Genomic DNA, 13,401 nt, shown 5'->3' with positions numbered 1-13,401 from the left:
CTCCGACGAGACCTCGCCCATGAACGATTCATCTCTTCCGCCCGACATTGCCGGGCGGACCGATCCGACTGCGGACGCTGCGTCCGCGTGGCGTCCGGACGCCAGCGAAAGCGCGCGCGCCGACACTGCCGGAGCTAGCGAAAGCACCCACGCGACCAGCAAACCGCGCCGCCGCCTCTGGCCGCTTGCGCTGACCGGACTCGCCGCGGCCTTGCTGCTCGCCGGCATCCTGCCGCGCCGCGAGGCGAGCGCCGCGCTCACGCAGCAAACGCAGGCGCAGAGCATGCTCACCGTGTCCGTCGTCACGCCGCGCGCCGCGCCGGCCGTCCACGAACTGCTGCTGCCCGGCGCGGTTACGCCGTTCGCGGAAGCGTCGATCTACGCGCGCACGAGCGGCTATCTGGCGCACTGGAACACCGACATCGGCGCGCACGTGACGAGCGGCCAGACGCTCGCGACCATCGAAGCGCCCGAACTGGACGCGCAACTGCGCCAGGCCCGCGCCGACGAAGCGACCGCGCAAGCCAACTTCGACCTCGCGAAGACGACCGCGCAGCGCTGGCAGGCGATGCTGAAAACCCAGTCGGTCGCGCAGCAGGACGCCGACACCAAGTCCGCCGATATGGAGGCGCGCCGCGCGATGCTCGCGTCGGCGCAGGCCAATGTCGCGCATCTCGCGGAACTGGTGTCGTACGAGAAGATCACCGCGCCGTTCAACGGTGTGATCACCGCGCGCAACGTCGATGTCGGCGCGCTGGTGACGGCGGGCGGCACGCCGGGCACGGCGGGCTTGTCGGGCGAGCTGTTTCATCTGCAGCAGACCAGCGAGCTGCGCGTGTTCGTCGATGTGCCGCAAGACGACGCGCCCTACGTCACGCCCGCCACCGGCGTCTATCTGAGCGCGCCGCAGTATCCGGGCCGGCGCATTGCCGCGAAAGTGGCGCGCAATAGCGGCGCGATCGATCCGACGAGCCGCACGCTGCGCGTCGAGGTCGACGTCGACAACCAGGACGGCGCGTTGATGCCCGGCGCGTATGCCCAGGTGCACCTGCAATTGCAGTCGAGTACCCCGGCGCTCGATCTGCCGGTCAGCGCGCTGCTGTTCCGGCCGGACGGCGTGACGGTCGCGGTGGTCGACAGCCAGGGCCGTGCTCAGCTGAAGACCGTGCATATCGGCCGCGATTTCGGCACGCACGTTGAAATCACGACGGGCCTCGCGGCCACCGACCGCGTGATCGACAACCCCGGCGATTCGCTGAGCACCGGTCAGCTGGTTCAAATCGCGCCGGCCGCGCATGGCTGAGCCCTGTCATCGAAAGGATTTGCCGATGTTTTCCATGTCTGCTTCAAGGCCGCTGCTGCGCCGCTCGGTCGTCGCCACGCTGATCGGCGCACTGCTCGGCGCATGCTCGACCTTGCCGCCTTACCAACGGCCCAGCGCCGCCGTGCCGGCGCAATACGCGGGCGCGACGCCCGGCTGGGCGCAGGCCGCGCCTGCCGACGCGGCGCCGCGCGGCCCATGGTGGACCGTGTTCGACGATCCGGTGCTCAACCAGCTCGAAGCGCGCATCGAGGTGTCGAACCAGACCGTGCTCAAGGCCGTCGCCCAGGTGCAGCAGGCGCGTTCAATGGTCGACTATCAGCGCGCGGGCTTTTTCCCGACCATCACCGCCGGCGTCGCGCAGGACCGCTTCCGGACTTCGCAGAACGTCGAAGGAAAATCGCTCGCCGGCAAGACCGTGCCTGACTATTCCGTGGGCGTGGGGGCTAGCTGGGAGCCGGACCTGTTCGGCCGGGTGCGCGACAGCGTGGCCGGCGCGCGGGCCGACGCCCAGGCGAGCGAGGCGGACCTCGAAGGCGTGCGTCTGTCGATGAGCGCCGATCTGGCCGCCGACTATTTCGCGCTGCGCTCGCTCGACACGCAAAAGAAGCTGCTCGACGACAGCGTGACCGCGTACGCCGCCGCATTGAAGCTGTTGCAGCAGCAACTGGACAACGGCGCGATCGACGCGTCGGCGGTCGCGCAGGCCACCACGCAACTGGAGGCGACGCGCACGCAGGATACCGACATCGACGTGTCACGCGCGCAGATGCAGCACGCGATCGCCACGCTGATCGGCGAACCGGCGTCGACTTTCACGCTGCCGCCGAACGGCTCGCTCGCGGCGCCGCCGGCCATTCCGGTCGGCGTGCCGTCGCAATTGCTGGAGCGGCGTCCCGATATCGCCGCCGCTGAACGGCGGGTGGCGTCGGCCAATGCGCGAATCGGCGTCGCGCGCGCGGCGTTCTACCCCGATCTGACGCTGTCGGCGAGCGTGGGGCTGGAGAGCACTTTTTTTGCGCCGTGGCTAAGCGCGCCGAGTCTGTTCTGGTCGCTCGGCTCGCAACTGGTCGGCACGCTGTTCGACGGCGGCCAACGGCGCGCGACGCTGCATGGTGCGAACGCGCAGTACGACGGCACGGTCGCCGATTATCGCCAGTCCGTGCTGGTGGCGTTCCAGCAGGTCGAGGACAACCTGTCGGCGTTGAACGCGCTGGCCGACGAAGCCGCCAGCCAGCAGCGCGCGACCACCGCCGCCGATCTGTCGTTGCGGCTCACGACGAATCGCTACAACGCGGGCGCGGTCAGCTATCTCGACGTCGTGACCGCGCAGACGATCGATTTGACGAATCAGCGCATCGCCGATCAGATCGCCGCGCGCCGGTTGGAGTCGAGCGTGTTGTTGCTGAAGGCGTTGGGCGGCACGTGGGACGACAAGCGGCTGAACACGACTGCGACTGCGGCGGCGACTGCTGCGGCGACGCCTGGCTAATGCGCCGATGGACCACTCAGGCTAGCAGCGAGCCGTCATGCACCGCGCCTGAACGTCAACACGAATCGCGTGCTGCGCGCATCGCTTTCGGCATGCGCCGAACCGCCATGCAGCTCCATGATCGTGCGCACGATCGCTAGCCCCAGCCCCGTCGAACCGGTCGACCCTTGCGAGAGCCCCGACGAAGGCAGCGCACTGCGCGACGGATCGACCCGATAGAAACGGTCGAAAATCCGTTCGAGATCCCCGGCCGCGATCGGCTGCCCCTGGTTCGACACGGTGATGCGCACCGTGTCGGCCGAGGCCTGCGCGTCCAGCACGATTTCGCCGTTCGGCGGCGTATAGCGGATCGCATTGGCGAGCAGATTGCTGACGGCGCGGCGAAACAGTTCGAGATCGGCCGTGAGGCGCGCCGCGCCGCTCACGCTCACGCGTACGTTCGCTTCTTCCGCGATCCCTTCGAAGTAATCGGCGATATGAGTCAACTCCCGCGCCGCGTCGAACTCGCGCATGTGTTTGACGAACTGCGGATGTTCGGCGCGCGCAAGAAACAGCACGTTTTCGATCATCCTCGACAGGCGGTCGCACTCTTCCAGATTGGACGCCAGCAGCGCTTCGTATTCGTCGACGGAGCGCGGCCGCGCCAGCGCGACTTCGGCGGCGCCGCGCATGTTGGCGAGCGGCGTGCGCATGTCGTGCGCGAGATCGGCAGTGAAACGTGACAGCCGCTGGAAGCCCTGGTCGACGCGTTCAAGCATCGCGTTCAGCGATGCCACCAGCGCCACCAGTTCGCTCGGCACGCGCGCGACCGCGATTCGCGTATCGAGGCGATTGACCGTGACGAGGCTCGCGCTCGCCGCGATATCGCGCAAGGGCCGCAGCGCCGCACGAATCAGCAGATAGCCCAGCAGCATGGCCAGCAACACACCGGCCACGCCGGCCAGGTGGAGCTTGTCGCGGTAACGGTCCAGCAGCAGCCAGCGGTCGCTCATGTTGCGCGCCACCAGCACGCTCGCCGTGTCGCCGTTGCGCAGCCGCGCGTCGGTGAGGATGCCGCGAATCGGCGCGCCGGCGCGGCCGTGCCAGTCGCCGATGTCGGCGTCGGTGATGCGCGCGGTGTCGGCCACCCTTGTCAGCGGCGGCAACGCGGCGACGCTCGGCGCGCCGCCGGCCGCGTCCGAGGTCGCGAGCGTCTCGGCGATGTTGTGTTCGAGCGCCCGGTTGCCGTCCGGGCCGAACACTTCCATCGACATCGCTTGATTTCCGAACACGATGCTGGTCAGCCGCTCGCCATGCTCGCGAATTCCCTGCGCCGACTCCAGCTCCTGCATCAGCCGCCGTGCGTGGCGCGCCGCAAGCACGATGTCGAGATCGTCCTGCGCCTTGATCTGCCGTTCGAGCCCGAGGTACAGAAAACTGCCGACCAGCACGAACACCGCCAGCGTGGTGACACCGAATGCAAGCGCGAGCGTCGCGGCCAGCGAACGGCCGCGCATCAGGCGGTGTCCTTCACTTCGAGCACATAGCCGACGCCGCGCACAGTATGAATCAGTTTGACGGGGAAGTTGTCGTCGATCTTGGTGCGCAGCCGGCGGATCGCGACCTCGACGACGTTGGTGTCGCTGTCGAAATTCATGTCCCACACATACGACGCGATCTGCGTGCGGCTCAACACTTCGCCCTGGCGGCGCGCGAGCAGTTGCAGCAGCGAAAATTCACGCGGCGTCAGATCGATGCGCATGCCACCACGTTTGACGCGCCGGCGGCTCACGTCCATTTCGAGGTCGCCGACCTTGATCAGTTCGCTTTCGCGCGGCGGCCCACGGCGCGCGAGCGTACGCACCCGCGCCAGCATTTCGACGAACGCGAACGGCTTGACCAGATAATCGTCGGCGCCGAGTTCGAGGCCGCGCACGCGGTCGTCGACATCGTCGCGCGCGGTGAGGAACAGCACGGGCGTGGTACGGGTGCTGCGCAAGGTCTTGACGACGGTCCAGCCGTCCATGCCGGGCAGCATCACGTCGAGCACGATCACGTCGTACTCTTCTTCCAGCGCGAGCAGCAGCCCTTGCTGGCCGTCGTTCGCCACGTCGACCGCGTAGCCGGATTCTTCCAGGCCTTTCTTCAGATAGGCCGCTGTCTTCAGCTCGTCCTCGATCACCAGGATTCGCATTGTTTGCTCCGCTTTGCGTTGACCCTGAAATCATACCGTCAACGCCACGGCCGATGATTACGATCCGGTAATGTGCGTGCGCCTGGCGACCCGGCTGCACGGCCCATGACAAGGCACGCCAGCCCGCCGCGCCGGGGCTGGTTCGCCCGCGCCGCGCCGCCAATGCAGGCGCCGCTCCGGCCGCCGCACCCGGAACTGTTATTCTTCCCTCTCCTTCGACCCTCAGCGGGTCGCCAGCCGCCAACCGGCGGCACTCCCGGGCGGCGCTCGCGCGGCCCCCCTCCGAGACACAGGAATTTGCATGTTCGGTTTTCTGCGCGGTTATTTCTCCAACGACCTGGCAATCGACCTCGGCACGTCGAACACGCTGATCTACATGCGTGGCAAAGGCATCGTGCTGGACGAACCCTCGGTGGTCTCGATTCGTCAGGAAGGCGGCCCGAATGGCAAGAAGGTCATTCTGGCCGTCGGCAGGGAAGCGAAACAGATGCTCGGCAAGGTGCCGGGCAACATCGAGGCGATCCGCCCGATGAAAGACGGCGTGATCGCCGACTTCAACATCACCCAGCAGATGATCAAGCGCTTCATTCAGATGGCGCACGAGTCGCGCATGTTCGCGCCGTCGCCGCGCATCATCATCTGCGTGCCCTGCGGTTCGACCCAGGTCGAGCGCCGTGCGATCAAGGAGGCCGCGCATAGCGCGGGCGCCTCGCAGGTCTATCTGATCGAGGAGCCGATGGCCGCCGCGACCGGCGCCGGCCTGCCGGTGTCGGAAGCCACCGGCTCGATGGTCGTCGACATCGGCGGCGGCACGACCGAAGTCGGCGTGATCTCGCTCGGCGGCATCGTGTACAAGGGCTCGGTGCGCGTGGGCGGCGACAAGTTCGACGACGCGATCGTCAATTACATCCGCCGCAACTACGGGATGCTGATCGGCGAGCAAACGGCCGAGGCGATCAAGAAGGAAATCGGCTCCGCGTTTCCGGGCTCCGAAGTCAAGGAGATGGAAGTCAAAGGCCGCAACATGTCGGAAGGCATTCCGCGCAGCTTCACGGTGTCCAGCAACGAGATTCTCGAAGCTCTCACCGATCCGCTCAACCAGATCGTGTCGTCGGTGAAGATTGCGCTGGAACAAACGCCGCCGGAACTCGGCGCGGACATCGCGGAGCGCGGCATCACGCTGGCGGGCGGCGGTGCGCTGCTGCGCGATCTGGACCGGCTGCTCGCGGAAGAGACGGGGCTGCCGGTGTTCGTGGCCGAAGCGCCGCTGACTTGCGTGGTGCGTGGGTCGGGGATGGCGCTCGAGCGGATCGAGAAGTTCGGGGGCGCGTTTTCGTACGATTGAGCGAGCGGGACGGAGCGGCGCGTTTGGTCACTTCGTCACGCACGCACAGCATCTTTCGCATTGGCGGTAGCGCGATCATTTGAAGGTGAGCGCTCTCGCTTCGCCGATCGCGCAACTTGCACGAATAGGCACCACGCCCCCCACTGCTAGCCCGCAACAACGCCCGCCAGATTTTTTTCTGCGCAACGCGCGAACTTATACTCCGTACGTCGGCACGCCCCCACACGGCTCGCCGCAACCCGTAGCGGAGCCACAATGCACGACACACGCACACGACTCGCCGGCACGCCGGGCGGCATGGTCACCAGCCCTCACGCGTTGGCGAGCGAAGCCGGCCGCGACGTCCTGCGCGCGGGCGGCAATGCGATCGAAGCGGCTATCGCGATCGGCGCGGCGCTGTGCGTGACGTATCCGCATTTCACGGGACTCGGCGGCGACGCTTTCTGGGTGATCGCCGACCGCAACGGCATGTTGCGCACGCTCTCGGGCATAGGCCAGGCCGCGGCGCAACTGCCCGCGTTCGACGCTGCGATTCCGGTCCGCGGCCCGGCGTCCGCGCTCACCACCGCCGCGACCGTCGACACCTGGCATCACGCGTATCAGATCAGCCAAAGCGCATGGGGCGGCACGCAATCGTGGGCGTCGCTGTTCGACCGTGCGCTCGACTATGCAAGCAACGGCTTTGCCGTCACGCCGTCCCAACATTTCTGGCAAAGCCTGCGAGCCGAGGAACTGGGTGCCTTGCCGGGCTTCGCGGCGACCTTCGCTGCGCACGGCAGGGTTCCCGCGGTCGGCGACCGTTTCGTGCAACCCGCGTTGGCGAACAGCATCGAGCGGATTGCCCGCTTCGGTGCGCGCGAATTTTACGAAGGCGAACTCGCCGAACGCATCGCGCGCGGCTTGCAGCAGGCCGGCTCGCCGCTCACATCGAGCGATCTCGCCAGCACCCGGGCACGCGACGAAGCGCCGCTGCGAGTCGCCTATCGCGGCGGCGAACTGGTGAGCCTGCGTCCGCCCACGCAAGGTGTAACGACGCTGCAAATCATGGGCACGCTGGAGCGCTTCGACATCGGCGCGATCCGCGAAGGCAGCGCCGATTACTATCATCTGCTGGTGGAAGCGGTGAAGTGCGCGTTCGTCGATCGGGACCGTTTCGTGGCCGACCCCGAGTTCAACGACGTGCCGGTCGATCAGATGCTGTCGCCCGCGACGCTCGATGCCCATGCGCGCTCCATCAACCTGCATCGGGCACGGGCATGGCCGCACGTGTTCCGTCCAGGCGACACCGTATTCATCGCCGCGACGGATAGCCAGGGCCGCAGCGTCAGCGTGCTGCAAACGGTCTACTTCGATTGGGGCAGCGGCGTGGTCGCGGGCGACACCGGCATTCTGTGGCACAACCGCGGCGCGTCGTTCAGCACGCAGGCTGCACATCACAATGTCGTGCGGCCGGGCAAGCGGCCTTTTCATACGCTGAACCCCGGCATGTATCTGCAACACGGCCGCCCGCGCCTGCTGTTCGGCACGCAAGGCGCCGACGGCCAGCCGCAAACGCTGGCCGCCATTCTCACGCGTTTGATCGACTACGGCATGGACCCGCTTGCCGCACTCGCGCGCCCGCGCTTTCTGCTCGGCAAGACGTTCTCCGATACGCGTGATGCGTTGAAGCTCGAACAGGACGCCGGCGCCGATGTATTCGCCGCGCTCGCCGCGCGCGGTCATGAGATCAGCGCGATTCCTGCGCAGAGTCCCTTGGCGGGCCACCCTGGCGTGATCCGCATCGATGCGCACGGCGCGGTTTCAGGCGCGCACGATCCGCGTAGCGATGGCCACGCGCTCGGCGTTTGACGAACTGCGCCACAGCTCTCGCGCGTGCGCAGCCTCACTGCGAACGCCACCGTCTCCACCGCACGCATTCGCGCACTGACGAACACGTGCGGTCAACACAGCGCCCCGAGCATCGTCACCCCAACGTAAAGCGATCACGCGTCGTCACATAATCGCTCGCGCCAAAACGGCCTACCGGAAAATAGTGCTGCAAACGCACGCGCCACGTTTCGATGTCGATCAACTCGTCGCGCGCGTGCAGCCGATGCACGCGGCCAATGAAAATCTGGCGGCTCGTCGTCTCCAGCGTCTCCCAGATCGTGCACTCGAACGCGACCGGCGCTTGCGCGATACGCGGCGGCGCGACGTGCGAACTCGGCAGCGGCGTCAAGCCGACTTCGGCAAGCTCGCTCACATTGGGCGGCAGCCTCGCGCCGCAGCGGTGCATCTTTTCGGCGATGGCTTCGTCGGCGAGATGCACGACGAACTCGCCGGTCCGTGTGATATTGACCGCCGTGTCCTTGAGCGTGCCGTCCGCCACGCGATTGATGCTGATCATCACGATCGGCGGTTCTTCGCCGAGCATGTTGAACATCGAGAACGGCGCGGCGTTGATCGTGCCGTCGGCGCCGAGCGTGGTGACGAGCGCGATCGGACGCGGCACGATCAGGCTCGCCATCAGCTTGTAACGCTGGTATTCGGTGATCGCGTCGAAATCAATTTCCATGTCGAGCCGCCTCGTGGGTCGTCGCGTGTCCAATGATGCCGAGTAACTGGCCGAGGCTTTTCTCGCCCCGCATGCGCGACGTTTCGATGCGTTCTTCGAGATCGCGCAGATGCGCTTCCATATGCGCAATCGCGCCCGCCGCATCGCGCGCCTCGATGCAATCGACGATCGCCGCATGCTCCGCGTGCTCGCACGGCGCGTGCCCCGGCGGTTCGTACACCCCGACGATCAGCGAACAGCGCGACACCAGTTCCTTCAGATAGCTTTGCAGGATCGAATTGCCGGCCAGTGCGGCGATGCGCATATGAAAGCCGCTGGCGAGCGTCGCCCACGAAGGCTGATCGAAGCGATGCATCGCATCGTGCTCGCTCGCCAGTTGTTCACGCAGCGCATCGATGTCGGCCGGGTTCGCGCGCTGCACGGCCAGCTCGACCAGCATCCGTTCGACGGAGCGCCGCGCTTCGAAAATCTCGCGGGTTTCCTCAGGGGTCGGCTCGGCGATCACCGCGCCCTTGTTCGGCCGCAGCACGACGATGCCGTCATACGCGAGCTTCTCCAGCACGCGCCGCACGACCGCGCGGCCCACGCCGAACAGCTGGCACAACTCGGGCTCCGGCAGCTTGGTGCCCGGCGTCAGCCGATGATTCAGCACACCGTCGAAGATCGATTGATAGATGCGCGCATCGATGTCCGCTTCGTCGGCGGCCGCTTTCCTCGCGGTGGCCGCCACCGCTTTCGCACTCATGCCGCGGCCGGGCGCACGATGCCGTCCCGCTCCAGATCGTCCATATGACTCGCGATCGCACCCGGCGTGGTGATCCACACGTCGCCTCGCGCACGCGCGGCCGCGAGGTGTTCGAGCGCGCGGCGCAGATGCCGCAGCCGGTACGGCTGGCCGACCAGATACGGATGCAGCGCGATGCCCATCACCAGCGCCTGCGGTCGCGCGCCCCGATTGGCCTGTTCGAGCATCTCGTCGAACTGGTCGATGATCATGTCCGCGAACGCGCGGCCGTCCATGTGACGGCCCACCATCATCGGCAGATCATTGAGTTCCTGTGGATACGGAATCGACCAGAGCGGCGCGCCGCGCGTGGTCATGCGCACGGGGCGGTCGTCGTGACACCAGTTCAGCGTATAGCGATAGCCGGTCTCGGCCAGCAGATCGGGCGTTAGAGCCGACTCCGAAATCCACGGCGACAGCCAGCCGTGCGGCGGCGTGCCCGATTCCTCCGCGATCCGTTCACGGCAATGCAGAAGCAACTCGCGCTCGCCGCGCTCATCCAGCTCGCTCTGCCGGTGCGCGTTCGTGTGTCCATGGCCGATCAGTTCGTCGCCGCGCGCGACGCATGCCGCGATCAGCGCAGGGCAGTGATCGTAGAGCGCGGTGTTGATCAGCGTGCCGGCGGGCAGCGCGAGCTGATCGAACAGTTCGATGCAGCGCCACGCGCCGACGCGGTTGCCGTACTCGCGCCAGCTATGGTTCAGCACATCCGGTTGCGGCGACAGCGGACCGAGCGCCGCACCGAGGCCTTCCCCGAATGCAAAGTGCTCGATGTTGAAGCCGAGATAGACCGCGAGTCCCGTATCCCGCGGCCAGCGAAAAGCGTCGCTATCGGTGATCGGCCGGTAGGCGAAGCGGCCATGCGTGGTGAGCGCCTGACGCGCGCGGTTTGCTGTTGGCATGTTCCGTATGTCGTTCATTTGCAAGAAGCCGTGGATGACGAAAAGCGCCAGGACACGCCACGGATGACCCGGATTGGACCGGTTCATGCCCCTAGACGGACCGGCTACGCACCTTGATCGCGCGAAACGAGCCTGCTGATCGCGAACGATCGACGCTGCGGATCGTTTGCAATATGTGAGCCAACTCGTAGACGTTAAGTACAACGGTGCGTCGGCGTTCGGCGAGCGCCGCAATGCAACGAATGGCACATGTCTTGCATTTGCATGGCGTCGCATCGGCGGCGAGTCTATCGCCGCGCATGCTCCACTGTTCGCCGTTCACGAGGACACCTCTTCATGATTCAGCCCGCTTCAACGGTGCTCGAAACCCAAGCCGCCGATATCGAACTGGTGCACGTGTCGAAGCAATACGGCGAGTCGCTGGCCGTGGACGCGATCGACCTGCGTATCGACGGCGGCCAGTACTGCTGTCTGCTCGGTCCGTCGGGGTGCGGCAAGACCTCGACCTTGCGCATGATCGCCGGGCATGAATCGGTCACCGAAGGTGACATTCTGATCGCGGGCCGCAACGTCACGCGCGCCCAACCCGCCGCGCGCGGCACGGCGATGGTGTTTCAGAACTATGCGCTGTTCCCGCATCTGAGCGCGCTCGACAACGTCGCGTTCAGCCTGAAGATGCGCGGCGTCGCCAAGGATGTGCGGCGCCAGCGCGCCGCCGGGCTGCTCGAACTGGTCGCGATGTCCGCGTATGCCGGGCGCAAGCCGGCGCAGTTATCCGGCGGCCAGCAGCAGCGCGTGGCGCTCGCGCGCGCGTTATTGAATCAGCCCGGCTGCCTGCTGCTCGACGAACCGCTGTCCGCGCTCGACCCGTTCCTGCGCGTGCAGATGCGCGCCGAACTCAAGCGCTGGCAGAAAGAACTCGGCATTACCTTCGTGCACGTCACGCACTCGCAGGAAGAAGCGATGGCGCTCGCCGATCTCGTCGTGGTGATGAGCCGCGGCCGTATCGAACAGAGCGGCACGCCGCACGAAGTGTTCAACCGTCCACGCACCGAATTCGTCGCGCGCTTTCTCGGTGGACATAACGTCTTCAATACGAATGGACGCCTCTTCACCGTGCGCGCCGATCATCTGCGGGTGGTGCCGCACGGCGTCACGCCGGTGCAGAACGCCAGCGGCGAGGGCGGCCTCACGCGCATCGGCGGCGTGCCCTGCAAGGTTCGCGAAGCCGAGTACCAGGGCACGCATCTGCGCATGACGCTCGACCCGCTCGACGGTTCGCCCGAATTGATCTCGCTCGTGAGCGACCGCGACTACGATGCGACGCGCTTCGGTCCCGACGCGCGTGTGGTGGTCTGGTGGAACGAGCAGGACGCGCATCCGCTGGCAGCGTGAGTGCCTGCGTGACAGCGGATCGCATCGCAGTGAATACAACGTCAACTGAGGAGAGCAAGCAATGAACGAAACGAACGAGAGCCCGGCAGCAGCCGCCACGGATGTGAAGGAAAAAGGCCTGTCGCGCCGCACGTTCATCAAGGGCGCGGTGGCCGCGGCCGGCATTGCCGGTTTCCCGTACGTGCATGCGCAGGAAAAGATCACATTGCGCTACCTCGGCACGGCGGTCAATCAGAGTGCCGACATCGCGAAGAAATTCAAGGAAGACACCGGCATCGAGATTCAATACGTACCGGTGACCACCGACGACGTCGCCAAGCGCATCATCACGCAGCCCAATTCGTTCGATATCGTCGACACCGAATACTTTGCGCTCAAGAAGCTGATTCCGGCGGGCACGCTCGCCGGGATGGACACCAAACGCATCAAGCTCGCCGACAGGATCACGCCCGTGCTGACGCGCGGTGAAGTGAACGGCAAGAAGATCGGCGACCAGGGGACCGCGCCGAAGAAGGTGATGTTCCTCACCGGTGCGCGCTCGACCGAATTCTCCGCGACACCCACCGAATGGATGACGTTGATCCCGACCACCTACAACGCGGACACGCTCGGCATTCGTCCCGACCTGATCAAGCGCCCGATCGACAGCTGGGCGGAACTGCTCAATCCGCAGTTCAAGGGCAAGGCGGCGCTGCTGAACATTCCCGCGATCGGCATCATGGATTCGGCGATGGCGATCGAGGCGATGGGCCACCTGAAATACGGCGACAAAGGCAACATGACCAAGGCCGAGATCGATCAGACCATCAAGATCCTGATCGACGCCAAGCACGCGGGCCAGTTCCGCGCGTTCTGGAAGGACTTCAACGAGAGTGTGAACCTGATGGCGTCGGGCGAAGTCGTGATCGAGTCGATGTGGTCGCCGGCCGTGACGAAGGTGCGCACGATGGGTATCGCGTGCAAATTCCAGCCGCTCAAGGAAGGTTACCGGTCGTGGGCGTCCGGCTTCGGCTTTCCGCGCTCGCTGCAAGGCAAGAAGCTCGACGCCGCGTATGAGTTCGTCAACTGGTTCCAGGACGGCTGGGCGGGCGCCTACCTGATGCGCCAGGGCTACTACCCCGGCGTGATCGAGACCGCGAAGACCCACATGCAGCCGTACGAATGGGACTACTGGATCGAAGGCAAACCGGCCGCGCAGGACATCAAGGCGCCGGACGGCCAGTTGCTCGAAAAGGCCGGCGCCGTGCGCGACGGCGGATCGTACACCCAGCGCATGAGCGCGATTGCGTGCTGGAACGCGGTGATGGACGAGAACATCTACATGGTTCAGAAGTGGAACGAGTTCATCGCGGCCTGACCGACGCAACCCGTGGCGATGTGTTTGCCGGCGCATAACGCGCCGGCCGCGGCTTTATATCGCCGTGTAGCCCAGCGC

Annotated in this window: 11 protein-coding genes; 6 read left to right on the top strand and 5 right to left on the bottom strand. The window is 66.0% G+C overall.

Annotated elements, in window-relative coordinates; genetic code table 11:
- Positions 1–19: 19 nt before the first annotated feature.
- Entirely contained in the window at positions 20–1,303 is a 1,284-nt protein-coding gene (locus tag FVF58_RS08480; RefSeq protein ID WP_149669446.1) for an efflux RND transporter periplasmic adaptor subunit, read from the top strand.
- 25 nt (positions 1,304–1,328) lie between these two features.
- Complete coding sequence (locus FVF58_RS08475; RefSeq protein ID WP_149669445.1) at positions 1,329–2,813, top strand: efflux transporter outer membrane subunit; 1,485 nt, start codon at positions 1,329–1,331, stop codon at positions 2,811–2,813.
- 35 nt (positions 2,814–2,848) lie between these two features.
- Here FVF58_RS08475 and FVF58_RS08470 read toward each other — a convergent pair whose 3' ends face one another.
- Both FVF58_RS08470 and FVF58_RS08465 read right to left on the bottom strand, forming a co-directional pair.
- On the bottom strand, positions 2,849–4,309 hold the full coding sequence (locus tag FVF58_RS08470) for a heavy metal sensor histidine kinase (protein WP_149669444.1): 1,461 nt from the start codon (positions 4,307–4,309) through the stop codon (positions 2,849–2,851).
- A complete protein-coding gene (locus FVF58_RS08465; protein ID WP_149669443.1) occupies positions 4,309–4,986 on the bottom strand; it encodes a heavy metal response regulator transcription factor in 678 nt (225 codons plus the stop codon). Before FVF58_RS08465 ends, FVF58_RS08470 begins: the two co-directional genes overlap by 1 nt.
- Before the next feature lie 301 nt (positions 4,987–5,287).
- Here FVF58_RS08465 and FVF58_RS08460 point away from each other — a divergent pair, with 301 nt between their 5' ends.
- Positions 5,288–6,331 (top strand): rod shape-determining protein, encoded by a 1,044-nt coding sequence (locus FVF58_RS08460; RefSeq protein WP_149669442.1) that lies wholly within the window; start codon positions 5,288–5,290, stop codon positions 6,329–6,331.
- A gap of 255 nt (positions 6,332–6,586) precedes the next feature.
- On the top strand, positions 6,587–8,179 hold the full coding sequence (gene ggt / locus FVF58_RS08455) for a gamma-glutamyltransferase (RefSeq protein WP_149669441.1): 1,593 nt from the start codon (positions 6,587–6,589) through the stop codon (positions 8,177–8,179).
- Positions 8,180–8,294: 115 nt separating this feature from the next.
- Here the strand turns inward: ggt and FVF58_RS08450 are convergent, their stop codons facing one another.
- From FVF58_RS08450 to FVF58_RS08440, 3 genes are read right to left on the bottom strand one after another with little or no spacing between them, the layout of a single operon-like run.
- A complete protein-coding gene (locus FVF58_RS08450) occupies positions 8,295–8,885 on the bottom strand; it encodes a flavin reductase family protein (RefSeq protein ID WP_149669440.1) in 591 nt (196 codons plus the stop codon).
- Positions 8,875–9,630 (bottom strand): GntR family transcriptional regulator, encoded by a 756-nt coding sequence (locus FVF58_RS08445; protein WP_149669439.1) that lies wholly within the window; start codon positions 9,628–9,630, stop codon positions 8,875–8,877. The genes FVF58_RS08450 and FVF58_RS08445 overlap by 11 nt, the downstream gene beginning before the upstream one ends.
- A complete protein-coding gene (locus tag FVF58_RS08440) occupies positions 9,627–10,589 on the bottom strand; it encodes a polysaccharide deacetylase family protein (protein ID WP_149669438.1) in 963 nt (320 codons plus the stop codon). Before FVF58_RS08440 ends, FVF58_RS08445 begins: the two co-directional genes overlap by 4 nt.
- Positions 10,590–10,907: 318 nt before the next feature.
- Between FVF58_RS08440 and FVF58_RS08435 the strand changes: the two genes are divergently transcribed.
- Both FVF58_RS08435 and FVF58_RS08430 read left to right on the top strand, forming a co-directional pair.
- A complete protein-coding gene (locus tag FVF58_RS08435; protein WP_149669437.1) occupies positions 10,908–11,966 on the top strand; it encodes an ABC transporter ATP-binding protein in 1,059 nt (352 codons plus the stop codon).
- Positions 11,967–12,027: 61 nt separating this feature from the next.
- A complete protein-coding gene (locus FVF58_RS08430; protein ID WP_149669436.1) occupies positions 12,028–13,323 on the top strand; it encodes an ABC transporter substrate-binding protein in 1,296 nt (431 codons plus the stop codon).
- Positions 13,324–13,401 lie beyond the last annotated feature (78 nt).

Origin of the sequence: Paraburkholderia panacisoli, from assembly GCF_008369935.1 — a bacterium.
Lineage (GTDB): Bacteria > Pseudomonadota > Gammaproteobacteria > Burkholderiales > Burkholderiaceae > Paraburkholderia > Paraburkholderia panacisoli.
The sequence above is the reverse complement of the archived record's forward strand: the minus strand, read 5'-3'. Positions and strand labels throughout refer to the sequence as shown.

Bases quoted from the DNA above. Each gene is read 5' to 3' on its own strand.
- FVF58_RS08480 (WP_149669446.1), top strand. From the start codon at position 20: ATGAACGATTCATCTCTTCCGCCCGACATTGCCGGGCGGACCGATCCG.
- FVF58_RS08475 (WP_149669445.1), top strand. From the start codon at position 1,329: ATGTTTTCCATGTCTGCTTCAAGGCCGCTGCTGCGCCGCTCGGTCGTC.
- FVF58_RS08470 (WP_149669444.1), bottom strand. From the start codon at position 4,309: ATGCGCGGCCGTTCGCTGGCCGCGACGCTCGCGCTTGCATTCGGTGTC.
- FVF58_RS08465 (WP_149669443.1), bottom strand. From the start codon at position 4,986: ATGCGAATCCTGGTGATCGAGGACGAGCTGAAGACAGCGGCCTATCTG.
- FVF58_RS08460 (WP_149669442.1), top strand. From the start codon at position 5,288: ATGTTCGGTTTTCTGCGCGGTTATTTCTCCAACGACCTGGCAATCGAC.
- ggt (WP_149669441.1), top strand. From the start codon at position 6,587: ATGCACGACACACGCACACGACTCGCCGGCACGCCGGGCGGCATGGTC.
- FVF58_RS08450 (WP_149669440.1), bottom strand. From the start codon at position 8,885: ATGGAAATTGATTTCGACGCGATCACCGAATACCAGCGTTACAAGCTG.
- FVF58_RS08445 (WP_149669439.1), bottom strand. From the start codon at position 9,630: ATGAGTGCGAAAGCGGTGGCGGCCACCGCGAGGAAAGCGGCCGCCGAC.
- FVF58_RS08440 (WP_149669438.1), bottom strand. From the start codon at position 10,589: ATGAACGACATACGGAACATGCCAACAGCAAACCGCGCGCGTCAGGCG.
- FVF58_RS08435 (WP_149669437.1), top strand. From the start codon at position 10,908: ATGATTCAGCCCGCTTCAACGGTGCTCGAAACCCAAGCCGCCGATATC.
- FVF58_RS08430 (WP_149669436.1), top strand. From the start codon at position 12,028: ATGAACGAAACGAACGAGAGCCCGGCAGCAGCCGCCACGGATGTGAAG.